The sequence below is a fragment of the Cryobacterium sp. N22 genome (assembly GCF_002929555.1).
Classification (GTDB): Bacteria; Actinomycetota; Actinomycetes; order Actinomycetales; family Microbacteriaceae; genus Cryobacterium.
Genome location: NZ_PJJP01000039.1, coordinates 310,239 through 332,456, shown reverse-complemented (window position 1 = coordinate 332,456; position 22,218 = coordinate 310,239). Strand labels below are relative to the sequence as shown.

General features: G+C 68.3%; 19 protein-coding genes, 2 tRNA genes and 1 pseudogene. 15 read left to right on the top strand and 7 right to left on the bottom strand.

Annotated features, from left to right (window positions below):
* Window positions 1–4 precede the first annotated feature (4 nt).
* The 3 genes from CXY76_RS16965 to CXY76_RS16955 form a co-directional block, all read right to left on the bottom strand.
* Window positions 5–790 carry an exonuclease domain-containing protein gene (locus CXY76_RS16965; protein WP_233199966.1) on the bottom strand — a complete coding sequence of 262 codons (786 nt, stop codon included), beginning with the start codon at window positions 788–790 and terminating at the stop codon, window positions 5–7.
* A gap of 139 nt (window positions 791–929) precedes the next feature.
* Window positions 930–2,483: an SDR family NAD(P)-dependent oxidoreductase gene (locus CXY76_RS16960; protein WP_104166593.1), complete on the bottom strand. Its 1,554-nt coding sequence runs from the start codon at window positions 2,481–2,483 to the stop codon at window positions 930–932.
* A gap of 149 nt (window positions 2,484–2,632) precedes the next feature.
* Window positions 2,633–4,207, bottom strand: coding sequence for an MFS transporter (locus tag CXY76_RS16955; protein ID WP_104166591.1), 1,575 nt, complete (start codon window positions 4,205–4,207; stop codon window positions 2,633–2,635).
* Between the two features lie 284 nt (window positions 4,208–4,491).
* Here CXY76_RS16955 and CXY76_RS16950 point away from each other — a divergent pair, with 284 nt between their 5' ends.
* Window positions 4,492–5,118 carry a DsbA family protein gene (locus tag CXY76_RS16950; protein WP_104166589.1) on the top strand — a complete coding sequence of 209 codons (627 nt, stop codon included), beginning with the start codon at window positions 4,492–4,494 and terminating at the stop codon, window positions 5,116–5,118.
* 24 nt (window positions 5,119–5,142) lie between these two features.
* Here CXY76_RS16950 and CXY76_RS16945 read toward each other — a convergent pair whose 3' ends face one another.
* The gene (locus CXY76_RS16945) at window positions 5,143–5,574 is read right to left on the bottom strand and encodes a hypothetical protein (protein ID WP_146073481.1); all 432 of its coding nucleotides are present in this window, start codon (window positions 5,572–5,574) and stop codon (window positions 5,143–5,145) included.
* Between the two features lie 177 nt (window positions 5,575–5,751).
* Between CXY76_RS16945 and CXY76_RS16940 the strand changes: the two genes are divergently transcribed.
* From CXY76_RS16940 to CXY76_RS16915, 6 genes and pseudogenes are all read left to right on the top strand, one after another.
* Complete coding sequence (locus CXY76_RS16940) at window positions 5,752–6,237, top strand: ribose-5-phosphate isomerase (RefSeq protein ID WP_104166585.1); 486 nt, start codon at window positions 5,752–5,754, stop codon at window positions 6,235–6,237.
* A gap of 40 nt (window positions 6,238–6,277) precedes the next feature.
* A complete protein-coding gene (locus CXY76_RS16935) occupies window positions 6,278–7,264 on the top strand; it encodes an Fpg/Nei family DNA glycosylase (protein WP_104166583.1) in 987 nt (328 codons plus the stop codon).
* A 62-nt stretch (window positions 7,265–7,326) separates the two neighbouring features.
* Window positions 7,327–7,980, top strand: coding sequence for an FMN-binding negative transcriptional regulator (locus CXY76_RS16930; protein ID WP_104166581.1), 654 nt, complete (start codon window positions 7,327–7,329; stop codon window positions 7,978–7,980).
* Window positions 7,977–9,458 carry an amidohydrolase gene (locus tag CXY76_RS16925; RefSeq protein WP_104166579.1) on the top strand — a complete coding sequence of 494 codons (1,482 nt, stop codon included), beginning with the start codon at window positions 7,977–7,979 and terminating at the stop codon, window positions 9,456–9,458. Before CXY76_RS16930 ends, CXY76_RS16925 begins: the two co-directional genes overlap by 4 nt.
* Window positions 9,459–9,536: 78 nt before the next feature.
* Window positions 9,537–11,018 (top strand): sensor histidine kinase, encoded by a 1,482-nt coding sequence (locus CXY76_RS16920; RefSeq protein WP_104166576.1) that lies wholly within the window; start codon window positions 9,537–9,539, stop codon window positions 11,016–11,018.
* 85 nt (window positions 11,019–11,103) lie between these two features.
* Window positions 11,104–11,516: pseudogene (locus tag CXY76_RS16915) on the top strand (LuxR C-terminal-related transcriptional regulator); the annotation flags it as partial.
* Between the two features lie 4 nt (window positions 11,517–11,520).
* Here CXY76_RS16915 and CXY76_RS16910 read toward each other — a convergent pair.
* On the bottom strand, window positions 11,521–12,312 hold the full coding sequence (locus CXY76_RS16910) for a hypothetical protein (RefSeq protein WP_369826172.1): 792 nt from the start codon (window positions 12,310–12,312) through the stop codon (window positions 11,521–11,523).
* Here CXY76_RS16910 and CXY76_RS16905 point away from each other — a divergent pair.
* Window positions 12,311–13,294: an L-lactate dehydrogenase gene (locus tag CXY76_RS16905; protein WP_104166574.1), complete on the top strand. Its 984-nt coding sequence runs from the start codon at window positions 12,311–12,313 to the stop codon at window positions 13,292–13,294. The two genes, CXY76_RS16910 and CXY76_RS16905, sit on opposite strands and share 2 nt — an antisense overlap.
* Window positions 13,295–13,297: 3 nt before the next feature.
* Window positions 13,298–14,251 carry an oxidoreductase gene (locus CXY76_RS16900; protein ID WP_104166572.1) on the top strand — a complete coding sequence of 318 codons (954 nt, stop codon included), beginning with the start codon at window positions 13,298–13,300 and terminating at the stop codon, window positions 14,249–14,251.
* 146 nt (window positions 14,252–14,397) lie between these two features.
* Here CXY76_RS16900 and CXY76_RS16895 read toward each other — a convergent pair.
* Window positions 14,398–14,471: transfer RNA gene (locus CXY76_RS16895), tRNA-Gly, on the bottom strand.
* A 206-nt stretch (window positions 14,472–14,677) separates the two neighbouring features.
* Here CXY76_RS16895 and CXY76_RS16890 point away from each other — a divergent pair.
* The 5 genes from CXY76_RS16890 (at window position 14,678) to clpX (ending at window position 19,099) form a co-directional block, all read left to right on the top strand.
* A tRNA-Pro gene (locus CXY76_RS16890) sits at window positions 14,678–14,754 on the top strand.
* A gap of 54 nt (window positions 14,755–14,808) precedes the next feature.
* Window positions 14,809–16,197 carry a trigger factor gene (gene tig, locus CXY76_RS16885; protein ID WP_104166570.1) on the top strand — a complete coding sequence of 463 codons (1,389 nt, stop codon included), beginning with the start codon at window positions 14,809–14,811 and terminating at the stop codon, window positions 16,195–16,197.
* Between the two features lie 165 nt (window positions 16,198–16,362).
* Window positions 16,363–16,962, top strand: a complete 600-nt coding sequence (locus CXY76_RS16880; RefSeq protein WP_104166568.1) for an ATP-dependent Clp protease proteolytic subunit — start codon at window positions 16,363–16,365, stop codon at window positions 16,960–16,962.
* A 12-nt stretch (window positions 16,963–16,974) separates the two neighbouring features.
* Complete coding sequence (locus CXY76_RS16875; RefSeq protein WP_369826171.1) at window positions 16,975–17,661, top strand: ATP-dependent Clp protease proteolytic subunit; 687 nt, start codon at window positions 16,975–16,977, stop codon at window positions 17,659–17,661.
* 157 nt (window positions 17,662–17,818) lie between these two features.
* The gene (gene clpX, locus CXY76_RS16870) at window positions 17,819–19,099 is read left to right on the top strand and encodes an ATP-dependent Clp protease ATP-binding subunit ClpX (protein WP_088456390.1); all 1,281 of its coding nucleotides are present in this window, start codon (window positions 17,819–17,821) and stop codon (window positions 19,097–19,099) included.
* 61 nt (window positions 19,100–19,160) lie between these two features.
* Here the strand turns inward: clpX and CXY76_RS16865 are convergent, their stop codons facing one another.
* Window positions 19,161–21,206 carry a M3 family metallopeptidase gene (locus tag CXY76_RS16865; RefSeq protein ID WP_104166564.1) on the bottom strand — a complete coding sequence of 682 codons (2,046 nt, stop codon included), beginning with the start codon at window positions 21,204–21,206 and terminating at the stop codon, window positions 19,161–19,163.
* Between the two features lie 79 nt (window positions 21,207–21,285).
* Here CXY76_RS16865 and CXY76_RS16860 point away from each other — a divergent pair, with 79 nt between their 5' ends.
* Window positions 21,286–22,152: a class I SAM-dependent methyltransferase gene (locus CXY76_RS16860; RefSeq protein ID WP_233199964.1), complete on the top strand. Its 867-nt coding sequence runs from the start codon at window positions 21,286–21,288 to the stop codon at window positions 22,150–22,152.
* The last annotated feature ends 66 nt before the right edge of the window (window positions 22,153–22,218 follow it).

Here is a 22,218-nt window from a genome sequence, read left to right as displayed (position 1 = left end):
CCGGCTACACCGGCGGTGTCGTCAGCACGGGGGCAACCAGCACGGGGGCGACCAGCACGGGCACGGCCGCGGCACGGTCTGCACCGGCCCGGATCGGCCAGGCGCCGTCGATGACGATCAGGTCGTCGCCCTTGGACTTGCGCAGGTACGTCTGGAAGCTCTGGGCCTGCTCCAGCGCCCAGCCGACCTGGCGGTCGTGGAGGCCATGCAGGTCGGTCTCATCGGTCTTGGCCAGCAGCGCCCAGGCCACCCGGCCGGTGGCCACGGCATCCGCTTCGGCGTCGTGGGCGCCCTCGAGCAGCACGCCGTAGTACTCGGCGGTGGCCACCAGGGTGCGCTTGCCCTTGCGGTAGCGGTCGATGGCCTTGTCGATCACGTAGGGGTCGAGAACCGGGCCGAAGTCTTCGATCGGCGCCAGGCCGTAGCGGCGGGCCTCAGCGTTGAGCATCGACAGGTCGAAGCTGGCGTTGTAGGCCACGATCGGGCGGCCGCCCTCGATGCTGCGGCGCAACACCGTGAGCATCTCGGCGATGGCGGTGGCCGGGTCGACCCCGTCACGCTGGGCGACCTCGTCGGTGATGCCGTGGATGGCGGAGGCTCCCTCCGGGATGGGGATGCCGGGGTTGAGCAGCCAGCTGTACGAGCCGTTCACCGTTCCGTCGCGCATGACGCGGCCGATGAAGCACGTGACGATGCGGTCCTCGTCGGTGTTCACACCCGTGGTCTCCAGGTCGAACACACACAGCGAGGGGATATCGGCAATGGCGGTTTTCGCGGTAGATGTCTGCACGCTCCGACCCTATCGGCGCCCACCGACACTGCCCGGCAGGTGCGTGGGAGTGCCGCCAATCCCTCCGCGAACCGTGAGAAAAGCCCCAGGAATCCGAGATTTTTGGGGCTCATCTCACAGTTCGCGGGAGGGGGCGGGGTTACCAGGTGCCGGGGCGGTAGTCCTTGAGGAAGACGCCGTGGATGTCTTCGCCGGCCTCGCCGCGCACGATGGGGTCGTAGACGCGGGCGGCGCCGTCGACCAGGTCGAGCGGGGCGTGGAAGCCCTCCTCGGCCAGCCGGATCTTGGTGGGGTGCGGACGCTCGTCGGTGATCCAGCCGGTGTCGACGCTGGTCATCAGGATGCCGTCGGAGAGCATCTCCTTGGCACTGGTGCGGGTGAGCATGTTCAGCGCGGCCTTGGCCATGTTGGTGTGCGGGTGCCCTGGCCCCTTGTAGCCGCGGCCGAAGACACCCTCCATCGCCGACACGTTCACGATGTAGGTGCGCCGGGCGTCGGATGCGGCCATCGAGGCCCGCAGACGGCTCACCAGCAGGAACGGCGCGGTGGTGTTGCACAACTGCACCTCGAGCATTTCGAGAGGGTCGACGTCTTCGACGTTGGCCGTCCAGCTGTTCGCCTCGTGCAGATCGGGCACCAGGCCGCCGGCGTCGATGGCGGTGCCCGCGGCCAGCCGGGCCAGCGAGGAGGACCCGGGCGCCAGGGCCAGCGCGGTGAGGTCGTCGGCGGTGAGGGCGGCGCCGGTGGCGGCGGCGGCGAGGATCGGGTGGCTGGCCACGGAGGCGGCCAGCGCGGTGGGGTGTGCGTCGTTGGTGTGCCCGAACGAGACGATCTCGGGCAGCTCGCCCTCCGGCAGCGGCGACGACTCGGCCTCCACCAGCGGGGAGTACGAGCCGGGGGAGCGGCGCACGGTCTGGGCGGCGTTGTTGATCAGGATGTCCAGCGGGCCCTGCGCGGCCACGGAGTCGGCCAGGCCGATCACCTGGGCCGGGTCGCGCAGGTCGATGCCCACCACGCGGAGGCGGTGCAGCCAGTCCTTCGAGTCGGGCATGGCGCTGAACCGGCGCACCGCGTCGCGGGGGAAACGGGTGGTGATGGTGGTGTGGGCGCCGTCGCGCAGCAGCCGTAGGGCGATGTACATGCCGATCTTGGCGCGGCCGCCGGTGAGCAGGGCGCGCTTGCCGGTGAGATCGGTCCGGGCGTCGCGCTTGGTGTGGCTCATCGCCGCGCAGCTCGGGCAGAGCTGGTGGTAGAACGCGTCGACGAGGGTGTACTTCTGCTTGCAGATGTAGCAGGCGCGCGGCACGAGCAGTTCCCCGGCGGAGGGCCGGTCGGTGCCCAGACGCAGCTGGGCGCCGATGGTCTCGTCGTCGATGCGGGTGGGGGCGCCGGTGGCGGTGGCCGCGATGACCTCACGGTCGGCGTCGGCGATCAACTGGCGCTTCTCGTGGCGGCGCACGGTCTTCACCGACTTGAACATCTTGGCAGTGGCCTGGCGCACGGTGACGAAGTCGGGGTCGTCAGGGTCGATCGTGGCGAGGGAGGCGAGCACGCGCAGGGCCACCTCGAGGTCGTGGGGGTCGATCGCGGATGCGGCGGCGGACGATTCGGCCTGGCCGGCGGCGGCGTGGTCGATGGCTTCGGGGGATGCTGCGTCTGCGGGCGCGCTCTGCGGGTGTTGCTCGGTGGTCATCAGAGAATTCTACGACGGCGCATCCGCCAGTCATACTGCCGGGCCTGCAGACAACTGTGGCCGGTGCGGACAATTGCGCCCGGTGTGCGGGTAACAATTGTCCGCACCGGCCACAGTTACCTCAGATGAGGGGGCGGTGCGAGGTGGAGCTAGACCTTGGCCGGCTCTGCGTCGGGTTCGGTCTTGAGCGACGAGAGGTCCATCGACGAGGTCGGCGGCTCGAACGTGGCGTCGAACGGCATCTCGTCGTGGTCGAGCAGCGGGTTCTCGAACTGACCGGCGACGAGCTCATGTGCCTCTTCGACCGACTGCACGCTCGGCATGGAGCCGGGCAGCGGGCGGTTGGCGGATTCCTTGAGCCAGAAGATGCTGATTCCGCCGATGAACGAGGTCAGCATCAGGTAGTACGCCGGCATCATGTCGTTGCCGGTACCCACGATGAGCGCGTCGATGATGATCGGTGTCGTTCCACCGAAAATGGCAACCGCGAAGTTGTAGGCGATTCCCATCGCTCCGTAGCGGCTGGCCGTGGGGAACAGGGCCGGCAGTGCGGAGGCGAGGTTGGCGACGTAGAACGTCACGGGTAGCGCGATCAGGGCCAGACCCGCGAGGGTGGTCCAGACCGAGCCGGCGCCGATGAGCAGGAACGCGGGGATGGAGAAGACCACGGCGCTGACCGAGCCCATCCAGAGCACCGGGCGGCGGCCGATCTTGTCGGAGAGGCGGCCGGTGAGCGGGATGCAGCAGGCCATGATCACGAGGATCGGGATGGTCAGCAGTGTTCCGTGCAGCGGGTCGTACCCCATGGTGCTGGTGAGGTAGGTGGGCATGTACGAGGTGAGCGCGTAGCCGACGGTGTTCGCGGCGGCGACGAGGATCATCGCGAGCAGGATGCCGCGCCAGTAGTTCTTGAAGATGGCGAGCGGTCCCTTGGGGATGCTGTCGTCCTCGACGAAGGCCGGGTCCTTCAGTGCGGCCTCCTGGGCGTCCAGGCTGGCCTGGAAGGTCGGCGACTCTTCGATCTTCATACGGAAGTAGATCGCGATCAGGCCGAGGGGGCCCGCGAGCAGGAACGGCAGACGCCAGCCCCACTCCTCCATAGCGGCCTGGCCCAGCGTCACCTGCAGGATCGACACGAGAGCCGCACCCATGGCGAAGCCGAGGTAGCTGCCCATGTCGAGGAAGCTGGCGAGGAAGCCGCGGTTCTTGTCCGGGGCGTGTTCGCTGACGAAGGTGGTGGCACCGGCGTACTCACCACCGGTGGAGAAGCCCTGTACGAGCTTGGTCAGCACCAGAAGCACCGCGGCCCAGATGCCCAGCTGTGCGTAGCCGGGCAGGATGCCGACGACGAAGGTGGAGGCGGCCATGAGCATCAGCGTCATGGCGAGAACCTTCTGGCGGCCGAGCTTGTCGCCGAGCCAACCGAAGAACACGCCACCGAGCGGGCGGGCGATGAACGTGGCGGCGAAGGTGCCGAGGAGGAACAGCGTCTGCACGGTGGGGTCTGCCTCGGGGAGGAAGACGGGGCCCATGGTGGTGATCAGGTAGCCGAAGACACCCACGTCATACCATTCCATGGTGTTTCCGACGATGGTGCCGCCGAGAGCCTTGCGAAGCATGGGGCGGTCGACGACGTTCACGTCGGACACCTTCAGCCGTCGTCGAAGCAGCGGCTTCTTGATCTTCTTCACGGGGCGATCCGCTCCGTTAATTGCGTTTGACATGAGTCACTTTCTGACAATAGAGATGCCTCTTGTGGGAGGTCATGACATGACTCTTGCGCAGACATGACAGGCCTCGGGTCGAGGTCATGAGATGCCTCAGATGGAGGTCACGTGCCCCGGATGCGGGGCAGCCCGTCAGTGGGCATAAGAGTCAATTTTAGCTTAATTTGCCCCAGAATCAGGCATTTCTCTTTCGATAGCCCCTCTGGACAGGGCTTTAGCCGGGTTTGAGGGGAGCCGGATTGTGCACATTTCGGGACCTTCGACTCGCTTAGGCTGGAGCGATGAGCGACTCTGTGACCTTCTGGTTCGACCCCTCCTGCCCCTGGGCCTGGATGACTTCTCGTTGGGTAGACGAGGTGAGTGATGTGCGCGGCTTCGAGGTGAGCTGGCAGGTGATGAGCCTGGCGGTGCTGAACGAGAACACCGACGTCTCCGAGGAGTACCGCGCGTTCTTCCCCCGGGCCCTCAAATACACCCGTCTGGTTCAGGCCGCGCAGGAACTGCACGGCCAGGAGACGGTGAAGGCGCTCTACGACGCCCTGGGCACCCGAATCCACCACGAGGGCAACTCGGATGCCGATTCCGTGATTCCCGCGGCGCTCGCCGAGGTGGGCCTGCCGGCCGACTTCGCCCGCTACGCCGAGAGCGACGAGTACGACGTGCAAATGCGCGCCAGCCACTTCGACGGCATCAACCGGGTCGGCCAGGACGTGGGCACCCCGGTGATCGCCGTGAATGACGTGGCTTTCTTCGGCCCGGTGATCTCGCCCGCCCCGACCGGCGATGCCGCCGTGGCCCTCTGGGACGGCGTGGTGGCGGTGGCCAGCTACGACGGCTTCTTCGAGATCAAGCGCAGCCGCACCCGCGACCCGATCTTCGCGCCCGACCTCGTCCCGGCCGCCGGATAACCCACCGGCCGGGCCGAAGGATTCTCAGGCCACGCAGGTCTGGGAGGTGATGGCGATCCCCGAGCCTGTCGGGCCGCCGCCGTAGACGTAGTAGAAGCGCATGCTCTCGTTACCGGAACAGACGCCGCTGGTTGCGACGGTCACCGAGACGGCCGGCGCGATGGCCGCGCCAGGCACGCACACGAGTGGTCCCGCGGTGCAGACGGCGGCGAGGGCGGCCCCGATTCCGCCTTGCTTGATCGAGGCCTGCTCGGCCTGGCTGAACTGCATGTACATCCGCCCGCCGGCCGTTGTGCCGACAGCCATGGTCTTGACCGGCAGGCCGACGGCCTGAGTGACGATGGATCGTTCCGGGGCGAGGGCGGGTGCTGCGTGAGCAGCGACCGTGCCGGTCACGGCGAACGTGGCCGCCAGCGCGATGGTGGCAAAAGAAGTGGCGATCTTCGTGGTACTCATCAGCATGGTGTCCGTTTCGTATGAATTCGTCGTTACGTATGGTTGTCGGTTTCGTAGAAGCGGCCAGCCTAGGTCAGGGGCATCGGGTACGGCACGTCGGCATATTGGGGGACTGGTCGTGCCGGGCGCAATGTTCGTGAGCGCGGCCGGGCGCTCCAGCAAAATAGACTCGTCCCCATGCGCATCCACATCGCCACCGATCACGCCGGCCTCGACTTCAGCACCCTTCTGATCAGCCACCTCGGCACCGCCGGTCACGAGGTCATCGACCACGGGCCCACCAGCTACGAACCGCTCGACGACTACCCGGCGTTCTGCATCAGTGCCGCCGTGGCGGTTGTCGCAGACCAGGCGGCCGGCGTCGAGGCCCTCGGCGTGGTGTTCGGCGGCTCAGGCAACGGTGAGCAGATCGCGGCCAACAAGGTGCACGGCGCACGCGCCGCCCTGGTCTGGAACCCGGCCACGGCCACCCTCGCCCGCGAGCACAACAACGCCAACGTCATCGCGATCGGCGCCCGCCAGCACCCCATCGAGGACGTCATCGCGTTCATCGACACCTTCATCGCCACCCCGTTCCCCGGCGAGGAACGCCACCAGCGCCGCATCGACCAGCTGGCCGAATACGAGACGACGGGCACCATCGCCGGTACTGTCCTGAAGTAGCAGACCTGTTCCTGAGTTCCTGAGTCCGAGAGGCGCCGCCGTGCCAGAGGGTCATTCCGTCCACCGCATCACCCGGCAGTTCGCGCGCAACTTCGTGGGCCGCACCGTGGAGCTCTCGAGCCCGCAGGGCCGGTTCGCGGCCGGTGCGGCTCAACTGAGCGGTCACGTCATGACGGATACACGCGCGGTGGGCAAGCAGATGTTCCTGGAGTTCGACAACGGCCTCTGGTTGCGGGTGCACCTGGGCATGTACGGCGCCTGGGACTTCGCGGGTGACATCATCATGGACGCCACGATCGCCTCGAGCAACGGCCGGATGGGGCAGACCAACCAGCGCGGCACCGACCTCGCTCCGGTGCTGGATTCAGCGGGGGAGAACTCCATGCACAGCATCGGGGCGCCCCGCCGCACCCGGGTGCGCATGGCCGAGCAGGAAAAGGAGATCGACCAGCTCGATACCTTCCCGCCCGAACCGGTCGGCCAGGTGCGGGTGCGGCTGCTCACCGACACCGTCTCGGCCGACCTGCGCGGCCCGACCGCCTGCGAGGTCCTCGACCCCGCCCAGGTGGACGCCGTGATGGCCCGGCTCGGCCCCGACCCCCAGCTGGACGACACCCCCGAAGCCGAACGGCGCTTCGTCGACACCGTGCAGAAGAAGCCCACCCGCATCGGGCTGTTGCTGATGGACCAGTCCGTGGTCAGCGGCATCGGCAACGTCTACCGCGCCGAACTGCTGTTCCGGGCGCGGATCAACCCGCACGCCCCGGGCAAGTCGCTGGGCGAAGCGAGCCTCCGCGCCCTCTGGCGGGACTGGGCGCACCTGCTGGCCATCGGTGTGAACACCGGCCAGATGATGACCATGGATGACCTGACCGGCGACGATTACAGCCTCGCGATGAAGAACCGGGCCGACCGGCACTGGGTCTACAAACGCGAGGGCCTGCCCTGCCGGATCTGCGGCACCCACATCACCCTCGAGGAGATGGGCGCCCGCAAGCTCTACTACTGCCCGTCCTGCCAGGCCTGACCTGCACCATCCGTTGCACCCGTTTCACCCGCCGCCCGCACCGTACCCAGGAGCTAAGCCCCGTGAGAACCAACCCCAGCTTCGCGTTCGACCAGGTCGACGAGGTGCGCCGGCTGATCCAGGAGTACCCCTGGGTTACCCTGGTGAGCTCCACCGACGCCGGCGAACTCGTCGCCTCGCACTACCCGGTGATCCTCGACCCGGCGGCCGCCGCCGACGAGATCGTGCTGCTCAGCCATGTCGGCCGGCCCGACGAGCAGCTGCACGAGCTGGGCGCGCACGAGATGCTCGTGATCGTGCAGGGCCCGCACGGTTACATCTCACCGGGCTGGTATGACGCATCGCCCGCCGTGCCCACCTGGAACTTCGTCACCGCGCACCTGCACGGCACCCCGGAGATCCTCTCCGACGCCGAGAACCTGCGGGTTCTGGCCGCCCTGGTCGACCACTTCGAGGACCGCATGGACGAACCCCGGCGCATGAACGGCACCCCGGAGAACGCCGACTACGCTGCCCGCATCGTCGCCGGCACCGTCGGGTTCCGGCTGCGGGTCACCCGGTTCACGGCCAAGGACAAGATGAGCCAGAACAAGCCGGCCGCCACTGTCGACCGCATCCTCGCCGAACTCGACGGCGACGGCCCATACGCGAGCCCGGCGCTGGCCGCCCGGATGCGCCACGCCCGCGCCGCCGCATCCGACCGAGCCACCGAATGAGCCTGGTGCTGCGCAACGGGCGACTGCCCGGCAGCGACGACCTCGTCGACGTGCGCATCGACGACGGCCTGATCACCTCGATCGGCTACCTCGCACCCACCAACGACCGCTCGCCGGCGACCCGCACCGTGGATCTCGGCGAGCGCTGGATCGCCCCGGGGCTCTGGGACAACCACGTGCACTTCAGCCAGTGGTCCCAGACCTCCCGGCGGCTCGATGTGTCCGACGCGACGAGCGCCCAGGCCGCGGCCGACCTGGTGGCCGCCCGGCTGGCCGCGGTGCCGGCCGCCGGCGAGCACGACAGGCTCGTCGGCTTCGGCTTTCGGGACGCCCTGTGGCCGGATGCCCCGAGCCGTACCCTGCTCGACGCCGCGTCCGGGCCGGTACCGGTGGTGCTGGTCAGCGGCGACCTGCACAGCTGCTGGCTGAACTCCGCCGCCCTCGCCGTCTACGGCTTCGCCGGCCACCAGACCGGGCTGCTGCGCGAGGACGACGCCTTCGCGGTGGAACACGCCATTGACAACGTGCCGGACGCCGACCTCGACGCCTGGGCCGGCGAGGCAGCGCGCGCCGCGGCGGCCCGCGGGGTGGTGGGCATCGTCGACCTCGAGATGACCTGGAACCTCGACGTCTGGCGGCGCCGCATCGATGCCGGCACCGACAGCCTGCGGGTGGATTTCGGCCTGTACACGCACCACCTCGACGACGCGATCGCGCAGGGCCTCACCAGCGGCCAGGTGATCGACGGCACCGGCGGGCTCCTCACCGTCGGCCCGTACAAGGTGATCACCGACGGCTCGCTGAACACCCGCACCGCCTACTGCTTCGACGCCTACCCCGGACTGACCGGCGACCATGACCGTGGCATGCTCACCGTGCCCGCCGACGAACTCGAGGCCCTGATGCGGCGGGCCGCCGCCGCGGGCATCCGACCTGCCGTGCACGCCATCGGCGACAACGCCAACAGCCTCGCCCTCGACGCCTTCGAGGCCGTGGGCTGCACCGGCAGCATCGAGCACGCTCAACTGCTCACCGCGACGGATGTGGCCCGGTTCGCCCGACTGGGCGTCACGGCCAGCGTGCAACCCGAACACGCCCTCGACGACCGCGACGTGGCCGACCGGTACTGGGCCGGCCGCACCGACAGGGCGTTCCGGCTGGCCGACCTGCTGGCCGCCGGGGTGCAGCTCGCACTCGGCTCCGACGCGCCCGTCGCCCCGCTCGACCCGTGGGTGGCGATCTCGGCCGCGGTGGGCCGCAGCCGGGGCGGGCGCGCCGCCTGGCACCCCGACCAGGCGATCTCCCGGCAGGCGGCGCTGGCGGCATCCGCCCGCGGCCGGCACGGCATCGGTGTGGGCCAGACGGCCGACCTCGCGATCTGCGAGACCGACCCGTTCGTGGCCTCGGTGGCCGACCTGCGACGGATGCCCGTGGCCGCGACGCTGCTCGGCGGCCGGTTCACGCACACCACGCTGTGAGGTGCGGGGGATAACCCCCAGGCCGATCCGGCGGCTGAGGGGATGGGCCCGGAACGCGCCGCAGAGCACGCTGGAACCATGACGAACGACACCCTCAACCCCGCTACCGGCTCCGGTGACACCACCGCGAGCCTGAACTCTGCCACGCTGGGCTTCGTGCAGCCCGCCGAGACCCCCGCTCAGAAACCCGCCGTTCAGGATCCCGCCGGCCCCAACCGCGAGGACTCCGACGCTAACGGGGCCTCCGGCTACCTCGGCCTCTGGGCCCGCACGCCCCGGGAACTCGGCTTCCTGCTGCCGACCCTGCCCGTGGTGATCATCTCCCTGACCGTGCTGGTCACCCTGTTCTCCACCGGCCTGAGCCTGGTCGCCCTGTTCGTGGGCCTGTTCATCGTGGTGGCGGCCCTGTATGCCGCCCGTGGCTTCGGCGTCGTCGAAGTCACCCGGCTGCGTTGGGCCGGCCAGCCGGCCATCACTCAGCCGCAGTGGACGCCGCGCGGGGAACCCGCGACGCCGCTGCGCGCCATCCTCGGCCCCCTGGTGTCCGGCCACTACTGGCTCTACCTCCTGCACGGCATGATCGTGAACTTCATCGTGGGCGTCGTGTCCTGGTCGATCACCATCGTCTGGCTGGCCGGCGCGCTCGGCGGGCTCACCTACTGGATCTGGAGCTGGTCGCTGCCGTACGACAGCGAGTCGCAGGGGCTGCTCAGCCTGATGACCGGAGCGTCCAACAACCTGGCCGCCGAGAACGTGCTGAACGCCGCGTTGGGCCTGGCCTTCCTGCTCACGCTGCCGTTCGTCACCCGCGGCATGGTCCTGATGCACCAGGGCATCGCCCGCGTGATGCTCGGCGCCTGGTCGTCCGAGGCCCTGCAGCGCGAGGTCGCCGACCTCAGCGCCTCCCGCGGCGCCGCCGTGTCGGCCGAAGACCAGTCCCTGCGCCGGCTCGAGCGCGACATCCACGACGGCCCCCAGCAGCGCCTGGTGCGCTTGCAGATGGACCTCGCCAGCGCCGAACGCCGTCTCGACGACGATCCGGAGGCGGCACGCCGATTGCTCGTCGAAGCCCGCGAACAGGCCCGCGACACCCTCGAGGAACTGCGCGCGCTCTCCCGTGGACTGGTGCCGCCGATCCTTCAGGACCGTGGCCTGATCGTGGCCCTGGAGTCGCTGGCGGCCCGCAGCACCGTGCCCGTGCAGGTGGAACTGCAGGTGGACCGCGACCTGCGGCTGCCCCCGGAGATTGAGCGCAGCGCCTACTTCATCGCCGCTGAACTGCTCACCAATGTGGCCAAGCACGCCGGCGCCACCGGCATCCGCCTGCACCTGGAACTCCGCCGGGTGCCTGAGGACGATTCGACCTGGCTGGACCTCTGGGTCATCGACAACGGCCACGGCGGCGCGGTGCTGCAGGACGGCCACGGCCTGGCGGGCCTCGACGAACGCCTCAAGGGCCTGCGCGGCATCCTGTCGGTGCGGAGCCCGAACGGCGGCCCCACCGCGGTGGGTGCGCACATCCCGCTGGTCACCGACCTGGGCAGCTCCGTCGTTCGGTGATGAGTGCGCCCTATCCTGAACGGGTGAGCACACTCCCGCCTCCAGCCCCCACCGCACCGCTACGCCTGGTCCTGGCCGAGGACTCCGTATCGGCATCCTGCTGCTCAGCCAGTACGTCGAGGGCACCTACGTGCAGGAACTGCTGGCGTCGGGCGAGGGCGGCCTGGGCTACTTGCTCAAGGACCGGGTCGCCTCCCTCGACGAGCTGCAGGATGCCGTCGCCCGCGTGAGCGCCGGCGGCACGGTGCTCGACCCCCAGGTGGTGCGCGAACTGCTGGCCCGGCGCACCAAGCCGCTGGCGGCACTGACCCCGCGGGAGCGCGACGTGCTCGGCCTGATGGCGGAGGGCCGCACCAACGTCGGCATCGCGGAACGCCTCGTGATCGGGGTGGGGCCGTGGAGAAAAACGTCACCGCCATCTTCGTCAAGCTCGGCCTGGACGACACCGGGTCAGACCACCGCCGGGTTCTCGCGGTGCTGGCCTTCCTGCAGGGCTGACGGGTCAATCGGCGGAACCGGCGGCACCGGGGCGGCCGTCGTCCCGTGCCGGCGACGGGTAGAGCGGCGTGTGATGGCGCCAGAGGTCGAGATAACGCGTGTAGCCCAGATTCATCGAACCGATCATGAATCCCAGTCCGCCGAGCACGGCCACGGCGACACAGAGCCAGGGCGGCCAGCTGATGGCCAGGGTGATGCCCGCCAGGAGCAACCCGAGCAGCGCCGAGTTCACGGCCATGATGAACACCATGCTGCTGCCGAGAACCTGGCTCCAGTTGCGGGCGCCCAAGAAGTAATAGGTGGTCTGCGAACCGGGCATGTCGTCGAAACGTGACGCCATGAAATACCGGCTGATGCCGGGATCCAGTTCGGCGTACGCCCCGCGCAGCCGGTTCATCGCCAACACATAAGTGAGGTCTTCCAGGGCCACGCTGATCACCCGCACCTGGGTCAACACGCCCACCAGCAGGATGATGCCGAGCAGCGTCAACGCGATGCCGGGAAAGCCCTCGTCGAAATCGGTGGCCTGCCCCGCCAGGGCCAGGCTGACCAGCCCGGCCGAGACCAGGTAGAGGAACATGCTGATGCGGGTGAGCACCTCGCCCTGGGTGGTGCTGCGGGACGCGAGCAGGCTCCAGTGCTCCGTGGCGAGCAACTGCGCGCGCACAGACGGGGAAACCTCGGGGGTTGACCGGTCGGATGCCGGTTCCTCGTCGGACATGCAGCCATAGTGGCCCGCATCCGCCACGCCGAACAGTGCCGGGGGTGCGGGCGCGATGGAGGACACTAGGACCATGAGCGTGATTGAGAACTCCAAACTGGCCATCGTCGGTGCCGGCGCCGTCGGAACCTCCCTGGCCTATGCGGCCCTGATCCGCGAGTCCGCCCGTGAGGTGGCCCTGTACGACATCAATTCCGCCAAGGTCGCCGCCGAGGTGCTCGACCTCGCCCACGGCACCCAGTTCACCGGGGCATCCAGGGTCACCGGCGGCGATGACCTGGACGTGGTCAGCGACGCCAACGTCGTGGTGATCACCGCCGGCGCCCGCCAGCACCCCGGCCAGTCCCGGCTGGAGATGGCCGGCGTGAACGTGGAGATCCTGCGCGACCTGATGCCCAAGCTCGTCGAGCGGGCCCCCGACGCCATCTTCGTGCTCGTCACCAACCCCGTCGACGTGCTCGCCGTGGCCGCCCAGCAGTTCAGCGGGCTGTCGCCGGCGCGGGTGTTCGGCTCCGGCACCGTGCTGGACTCCTCCCGGCTGCGCTGGATGCTCTCCGAACGCGTGGGCGTGGCCATCTCCAACGTGCACGCCCTCATCGTCGGCGAACACGGCGACTCCGAGTTCCCGCTCTGGTCGCAGGCGCGCATCGGCCCGATCTCGCTGGCCGACTGGATGCTGGCCCGCGGTGCGGCGGGATCCGCAGCCAGCGGGTCCGTCCCGTTCTCCGAGGCCGAGTTCGAGTCGATCGCCGACGAGGTCAAGAACGCCGCCTACAAGGTGATCGAGGGCAAGGGCGCCACCAACTACGCCATCGGCCTCTCCGGCGCCCGCATCGTCGAGGCGGTCCTGCGCGACGAGGGAGCCATCCTGCCGGTCAGCTCGGTGCTCACCGACTACCGCGGTGTGAGTGGGGTGGCCCTGTCGGTGCCCAGCGTCATCGACGCCAGCGGCATCGCCCGTGTCATCGACGTGCCGTTCTCGGCCAAGGAGCAGGCGCTCTTCGAACACTCCGCCGCGACCCTGCGCGCCTCGCTGGACACCCTCGGCCTGGCCTGATCCGTGGAACCGAAGCTCAGGCGCGGCTGGACAGCAGCCCAGATCCCCGACCTCACCGGCAGCACCGCCATCGTGACCGGGGCCAACTCGGGCCTGGGCTTCGTGACCGCGGTGGAGCTGGCCGCGCACGGCGCCGCCGTGACCCTGGCCGTGCGTGACGCCGCCAGGGGAGTGGCCGCCGCCTCGCGGATGCGCGCCCGCCTGCCCGACGCCGACCTCACGGTGCGGGTGCTCGACCTGGCCAGCCTCGACTCCATCGCCGCGTTCGCCCACGGATTCGCCGCCGAAACGGGTCGGCTCGACCTGCTGGTGAACAATGCCGGCGTGATGAACCTGCCCCAGCGGCGAACGAGTGACGGTTTCGAGATGCAGTTCGGCACCAACCACCTGGGCCACTTCGCGCTCACCGGGCGACTGCTGCCGCTGCTGGCGGCCAGCCAGGATGCGCGCGTGGTGACCCTGTCGTCGACCGTGCACCGCATCGGACGGATGAACTTCGACGACCTGTCGGGCGCCAAACGCTACCGGCCGTGGCCGGCCTATGGCCAGAGCAAACTCGCGAACCTGCTGTTCACCAGCGAGCTGCAGCGCCGGGCCGCGGCCGCCAAGCTGTCGCTTCGGGCGATGGCGGCGCACCCGGGCTTCGCCCTGACCAACCTGCAGACGGCGGGCCCGATCATGCGCGGGGCGAAGACCACCACCAGGCGCAGCCGGATGATGGCGACTCTCACCCGGCACCTCGCCCAGCCGGCCGAATGGGGTGCGCTGCCCTCGCTGTACGCCGCCACACTGCCAGGGCTGCCCGGAGACTCGTTCATCGGACCGGAGGGATTCGGGCAGCAGCACGGGCATCCGGTGCCGGTGACCCGCTCCAAGCGGGCGCAGAACACCGACGACGCCCGCTGCCTCTGGACCGAAAGCGAACGCCTCACCGGCGTGACCTACGCCTTCGACTGAGCCGGACGGGCCCCGCTGGCGGACCTGCGTGTCACGCCGCGCCGTTGATCGAGCTTGTCGAGATCCGGTGACCTCGCCTACGTAGCGAGGGGACGTCACGGGGTCTCGACGAGCTCGACCAACGAGATGGTTGCGGACAAGCGTTTTGGAGGGGATGACGGGAATCGAACCCGCGCCATCAGTTTGGAAAACTGAGGCTCTACCATTGAGCTACATCCCCATGTGCCACACCTGCTGGCACTCGAATATCGTAGTACAGGTTTGGGGCACGTTTTTCCCGAGCGCCGACAAACACCCCGGAACGCGCCCGGAATCCGCACAGGGACGCCCCGGGCTTCGGGGCGTGCACTAGACTGACGGAGGTCAATCCGCCTGTCGCGTGAGTATGCGCGCCAAGTTGGTGGCCCCAACGGGTGAGATGACATCCGGGGCGTAGCTCAGCTTGGTAGAGCGCTCGGTTTGGGACCGAGAGGTCGCAGGTTCGAATCCTGTCGCCCCGACCATCACCCCCCTGCACATCTGTCGAACATAATCTGTCGAACACAGGAGATTTAAACGTGAAGTCCACGGTAGAAAAGCTGAGCCCCACGCGCGCCAAGGTCACCATCTCGGTGACCCCGGAAGAGCTGAAGCCCAGCATCACCCACGCCTACGGGCACATCGCCGAAGACATCAACATCCCCGGCTTCCGCAAGGGCAAGGTTCCGCCCGCCATCATCGACCAGCGCGTCGGCAAGTCCGCCGTGCTGGAGCACGCCGTCAACGAGAGCCTCGACGGTTTCTACCGCAAGGCCGTCGACGAGCACAAGCTCCGCCCGCTCGGCCGTCCGGAGGCCGACATCGTTGAGTGGCCCAGCGACAAGGACTTCTCCGGCGACCTGCAGCTGGCCATCGAGGTCGACGTGCGTCCCGAGATCGACCTGCCCGCCTACGAGGGCCTCAAGCTCACCGTCGACGCCGTCGAGATCTCCGACGACGAGGTCACCGAAGAGCTCAACACCCTGCGCAGCCGCTTCGGCACGCTGATCACGGTCGACCGTCCCGCCACCAGCGGCGACTTCGCCCAGATCGACCTCGTCGCATCCGTCAACGGTGTCGAGGTCGACAACGCCAGCGGCATCTCTTACGAGGTCGGCTCCGGCGACCTCATCGAGGGCATCGACGAGGCCCTCGAGTCCCTCACCGCCGGTGAGACCACGACCTTCGCCTCCAAGCTGCTCGGCGGCGACCACGAGGGCGAGACCGCGGAGATCACCGTCACCGTCATCGCCGTCAAGGAGCGCGAGCTCCCCACCGCCGACGACGACTTCGCGCAGATCGCCAGCGAGTTCGACACCATCGACGAGCTCACCGAGAGCCTCAAGGTCCAGGTCGGCCGCTCCAAGGTCTTCGGCCAGGGCAACCAGGCCCGTGAGCTGCTCATCGAGCAGCTGCTCTCCTCCGTCGAGGTCCCGATCCCCGAGGCGATCATCGCCGACGAGGTGCACCGTCACCTCGAGGGCGAGAACCGCCTCGAAGACGAGACCCACCGCGCCGAGGTCACCGAGGCCAGCGAGAAGACCTTCCGTCAGCAGATCCTGCTCGACACCATCGCCGAGGCCGAGAAGGTCAAGGTCAGCCAGGACGAGCTCACCCAGTACCTGATCCAGGGTGCCTCGCAGTACGGCATGGACCCGAGCGAGTTCGTTCAGGCCCTGTCCGGCAACGGCCAGATCCCGTCCATGGTCGCCGAGGTTGCCCGCAACAAGGCCCTCGCGATCGCCCTGGGCAAGGCGCTGGTCACCGACTCGAACGGTGCCACCGTCGACCTGTCCGAGTTCACGGCCGTCGTCGACGACGAGCCCGCCGCGGATGAGGCCACCGACGAGGCTGCTTCTGACGAAGCCGCCGAGGAGGCGCCCGCCGCCGAGGCCAAGCCGAAGAAGAAGGCCGCTGCAAAGAAGTAACACCGACGCCTGATGGCGCCAGCAAACGGGTCGGATGTCTTCGGACATCCGGCCCGTTCTGCGTGTACCGCCAACGGTGTGAATCTGCCGAGGGCGAACAGAGCCTTTTGCGCGCGTTGGACCCTATAGATTCATTCTGAAGCGACAAGCGAAACGGAGCGCGACATGGCCGAAATGGCACTTACACCCGGCGTTTTTGACAAACTGCTGGCCGACCGCATCATCTGGCTCGGCTCAGAGGTGCGGGACGACAACGCCAACGAGATCTGTGCCAAGATCCTGCTGCTGGCCGCAGAGGACTCGCAGCGGGACATCTTCCTCTACATCAACTCACCCGGTGGCTCGATCACCGCGGGCATGGCAATCTACGACACGATGAAGTTCGTATCGAACGACATCGTCACGGTGGGAATCGGACTGGCGGCCTCCATGGGCCAGTTCCTGCTCTCCTCCGGCACCAAGGGCAAGCGCTACATCACCCCGAACGCGCGAGTGCTGCTGCACCAGCCGTCCGGCGGATTCGGCGGCACGGCGGCCGACATCCAGACCCAGGCCAAGGTCATCCTCGACATGAAGAAGCGCATGGCCGAACTCACGGCCGAGCAGACCGGCAAGTCGGTCGAGCAGATCCTCATCGACAACGACCGCGACAACTGGTTCACCGCCCAGGAAGCCCTGGCCTATGGATTCGTTGACCACCTGCGCGAATCTGCGACGCAGGTCGTCGGCGGCGGCGGCACCGACGATTCAGTGAACAAGAAGTAGGACGGGCAGAAAATGGAATTCACTAATTTTGGCCACCAGGCCGGCGGTATGGCACCGGGCGGTATGGCACCGCAGGCACCGGAGTCGCGCTACATCCTCCCCACGTTCGAGGAGCGCACCGCCTACGGCTACAAGCGCCAGGACCCGTACGCCAAGCTCTTCGAGGACCGCATCATCTTCCTCGGCGTGCAGGTTGACGACGCCTCTGCCGACGACGTCATGGCCCAGCTGCTCGTGCTCGAGAGCCAGGACCCCGACCGCGACATCGTGATGTACATCAACTCACCGGGTGGCTCCTTCACCGCGATGACGGCGATCTACGACACCATGCAGTACATCCGTCCGCACATCCAAACGGTCTGCCTCGGCCAGGCGGCATCCGCCGCCGCCGTGCTGCTGGCCGGTGGCACGCCCGGCAAGCGCCTCGCGCTTCCCAACGCCCGCATCCTCATCCACCAGCCGTCCGCCGGCGGCCAGGGCGGCGGCCAGGCCTCCGACATCGAGATCCAGGCGGCCGAGATCCAGCGGATGCGCGAATGGCTTGAAGAGACCCTCGCCGGTCACTCCAACCGCACCAAGGAGCAGGTCCACAAGGACATCGACCGCGACAAGATCCTCGGCTCGAAAGAGGCCCTCGAATACGGCCTGATCGACCAGATCCTGACCAGCCGCAAGAACGTTCCCACCCTGGTCAAGTAGCACCTGGGCGACGGGTTGGCCCTCTGGTCAGCCTGTTCGCCGAACGGCGCGTCGCCCACCGGCGGCGCGCCGTTTCGCTTTGTTCCGTGGCTGCACGCATCTGTCACACGCACAAGCTAGGCTCGAATTCAGCGTCACTGATGGAGGAGGCTCACGGATGGCCCGAATAGGCGAGAGCGCCGACCTGTTGAAGTGTTCTTTCTGCGGAAAGAGCCAGAAGCAGGTGCAGCAGCTCATTGCCGGTCCCGGCGTGTACATCTGCGATGAATGCGTTGAGCTCTGCAACGAGATCATCGAAGAACGTCTGGCCGAGGCGGGAGCCGAAGAAGTCGGCAGTGAATTCGAGCTGCCCAAGCCCCGGGAGATCTTCGGATTCCTCGAGGAGTACGTCATCGGGCAGGAAGCCGCCAAGCGCGCCCTGGCCGTTGCCGTCTACAACCACTACAAGCGTGTGCGCAGCCGTGCCACCCTGACCGCGGCCGACGCCATCCACGACGACGTCGAGATCGCCAAGTCCAACATCCTGCTGATCGGCCCCACCGGCTGCGGCAAGACCTACCTCGCGCAGACCCTCGCGAAGCGGCTCAACGTGCCGTTCGCCGTTGCGGATGCCACGGCGCTCACCGAGGCCGGCTACGTGGGTGAAGACGTGGAGAACATCCTCCTCAAGCTCATCCAGGCCGCCGACTACGACGTGAAGCGCGCCGAGACCGGCATCATCTACATCGACGAGATCGACAAGATCGCCCGCAAGGCCGAGAACCCGTCGATCACCCGCGACGTGTCGGGGGAGGGCGTGCAGCAGGCGCTCCTGAAGATCCTCGAGGGAACCGTCGCCTCGGTGCCGCCGCAGGGCGGGCGCAAGCATCCGCACCAGGAGTTCATCCAGGTGGACACCACCAACGTGCTGTTCATCGTGGCCGGCGCCTTCGCCGGGCTTGACGACATCATCTCCCAGCGTGCCGGCAAGAAGGGCATCGGCTTCGGCGCCCCGCTGCACAGCAAGGGCGACGACATCAACCTCTTCAGCGAGGTGCTGCCCGAAGACCTGCACAAGTTCGGGCTGATCCCCGAGTTCATCGGCCGGCTGCCCGTGGTGACCACGGTCACCCAGCTCGACCAGGTGGCCCTCATGCAGATCCTCACGGTGCCCAAGAATGCCCTGGTGCGCCAGTACCAGCGCATGTTCGAACTCGACGGTGTGGAGCTGGACTTCGAACAGCCCGCGCTCGAGGCCATCGCCGACCTCGCGGTTCTGCGTAAGACCGGCGCCAGAGGCCTCCGCGCCATCATGGAGGAGGTGCTCGGACCGATCATGTTCGAGGTGCCGTCCGCCACGGATGTCGCCCGCGTCGTGGTCACCCGTGAGTCGGTCCTGGAGAACGCGGCCCCCACCATCGTGCTGCACTCGGCCCGCCGCGAGGAGAAGTCGGCGTAGCCCGAGCCGCCCGTATCGCACCGCCCCCGACCTCGTGTCGGGGGCGGTTCTGCGTTGGCGGCTAGTTGAGGCCTCGGCGGTCGAGCAGGGGCTGGATGTGCGCGTCCCGGCCGCGGAAGGAACGGTAAGCGGCCAGCGGGTCTCCGCTGCCGCCCACGCTGAGCAGCCGGTCACGGAACCTGTCGCCGTTGGCCCGGGTGAGGCCGCCGTTCTCGGTGAACCAGGCCACGGTGTCGGCGTCGAGTACCTCGCTCCAGATGTAGGAGTAGTAACCGGCGTCGTAACCGCCGGAGAAGGTGTGCGCGAAGTAGGTGCTCGCGTACCGGGTGGGCACAACGGGGTTGTCCAGGCCCACCGCGGCCAGCGCGGCCGCTTCGAATGCGGCCACATCCTCCACGGTGTCGTCGGCGCTGATGCGGTGCCAGGCTTGGTCCAGCAGGGCGGCGGCGAGGTACTCGCTGGTGGCGAAGCCCTCGTTGAACGTCGCCGACTCGCGGATGCGGTCCACGAGCTCCTGCGGCATGGACTCGCCGGTGCGGTAGTGCCTGGCATAGTTCGCCAGGACCTCGGGCCAGAGCATCCACATTTCGTTGACCTGGCTGGGGAATTCGACGAAGTCCCTGTACACATTGGTGCCGGAGAACCGCGGGTAGGTGACCTGCGCGAAGAGTCCGTGCAGGGCGTGCCCGAACTCGTGGAACAGGGTGGTCACCTCGTCGAAGCTGAGCAGGGTGGGGGAGCCGGCGGCGGGCTTGGGCACGTTGAGGTTGTTGGTGACGATGGTCGGGGTGCCCAGCAGGGTGGACTGCGAGATCAGCGCGTTCATCCAGGCACCGCCGCGCTTGGAGTCACGGGTGTAGAAGTCGGCGATGTACAGGCCCACCGGGGAGCCGTCCTCGTTGGCGACCTCGAAGACCCGGGCCTCGGGGTTCCAGGCCGTGAGGTCGTCTCGCGCGGTGAAGGTGATCCCGTAGAGCAGGGTCGCCGCGTAGAAGACGCCATCGTGCAGCACCCGCTCCAGTTCGAAGTACGGCCGCATGGCGCTCGTGTCGACGTCGTACCGGGCCTGCCGCACCTTCTCGGTGTAGAACGCCCAGTCCCAGGCGGCGAGTTCGAAGTCGCCGCCGGCGTCCCGCACGGCGGCCTGCAGCGCGTGTTGTTCCTCGCGGGCATTGCGTGCCGCGGCCGGCGCGAGGCGCTCCAGCATGTCGGCGACGGCCTCGGGGGACTTCGCGGTCTCGTCGGCCGTGACGTAGGCGGCGTGGCTGGCGAAGCCGAGCAGCCGCGCACGCCGGGCCCGCAACCGGGTGATCTCCAGCACGAGCTCGCGGTTGTCGTGCTCGCCGCCTCGGATGCCTCGTGAGCGGGATGCGGTGAGCAGGCGTTCGCGCACCGAGCGGTCGGTGAGCGAGGCGAGGTACGGATGGCTGGTCGGCAGCACCAGGGTGAGAACGTAGGCGCCGGGGAGACCTCGTTCCGTGGCCGCCGCGGCGGCGGCCGAGATCTCGCCCTCGCCGAGCCCGTCGAGGTCGGCGACGTCGTCGATCACGACGGCGAGCTCGTTCGTGTCGGCGAGCAGGTTTTTCTCGAACCGGGTGGTGAGAGTGGACAGGCGCATGTTCAGGTCGCGCAGGGCCGCCTTGTCAGCGTCGGAGAGTCCCGCGCCGGCGAGGGTGTACTCGGTGTAATACCGCTCGAGCAGGTAGGCGGTCTCCGGGTCGAGATCGAGGGTGCCGCGTCGCTCATACAGGGCGGCGATTCGGGCATAGAGCGCGGGGTCGAGCCGGATGGTGTCGGTGTGCGCTGCGAGCAGCGGTGCGAGCTCCTCCTCGAGGGCGGTGCCGAAGTCAGTCGCGTCCGACGAGCTCAGCGAGAAGAACACCGTGGCCACCCGCTGCAGCACCTGGCCGCTGCGTTCGAGGGCGACGAGGGTGTTCTCGATGGTCGGCTCGGTCGCATCCGCCGTGATCGCGGCGACCTCGGCGAGCTGTTCAGCCATCCCGGCGTCGAACGCCGGGCGATAGTGCTCATTGCGGATCTCACCGAAGGGGGGAAGCTGGTACGGCAGGGTGCTGGGAGCGAAGAAGGGGTTCGGGGAGTCGGCCATGGACTTAGCCTAGGACCCAGCTTCGGACGCCGGCTGGCGGGGCGGCTCGCAACGGGGCCAAGCGTCGTACAGTGTCGGCATGAGCAGCGCCGGCATGAGCAGCGGAGGACGGGGCGACACCCCGGAGCGACAGGAGACCGCACCCCGTGCCGGGCATCCGTTCGGCCACGAGCACCCGCAGCGGGTGTTGACCTGGCGCACGGCCGAGAATTCCGCCGGTTACCTGCTCCCGCACCTGCGACCCGGCCTCAGCCTGCTCGACGTCTCGAGCGGACCGGGCACCGTCACGCTCGATCTGGCCCGGCGGCTCGCACCGGGCTCCGTTCTCGGCGTGGACCCGTCGGACCTGGCCGTTGAGCAGGCGGCGGGCCTGGCCTTCGATGGGGGAGTGCACAACGCCCGGTTCGCGGTCGGGAACGCCTACGCGTTGCCCGCGGCGGACGCCTCAGTGGACATCGTGCACGCGCATCAGGTGTTGCAGCACCTGGACAACCCGGTGGCGGCGCTGCGGGAGATGAAGCGGGTCCTCAAGCCCGGCGGCATCCTCGCCGCCCGCGACACGGACTACGGCGCCGTGGCCTGGTACCCGAAGCTGACCGGACTCGACAGATGGATTCAGGTGTACCGGGCCGTGCACGAGTTCGACGGCGGCGACCCCGACGCCGGCCGGGCGTTGAAGGCGTGGGCCAGACAGGCCGGCTTCGACACTGTGAGCGTGAGCGCATCGATCTGGTGCTTCTCATCGGAGGCGGAGCGGGAATGGTGGGGCGAATCGTGGGCGGCGCGCGTGATCGAGGCGGACTTCGCCGCTCACGCCATCGAGTCCGGGGCCGCCCGGCTGAGCGACCTGCACGAGATCAGCGCAGCCTGGCACCGGTGGGCCCAGGATCCGGACGGCTGGTTCGCCATGCCGCACGGGGAGATCATCGCCGTCCAGCCATCCTGAGCGGCACGTTCCCCATTCAGCCACGTGCTCGGTCAGCTACCTCCTCATTCAGCACAGTGCGGTAGA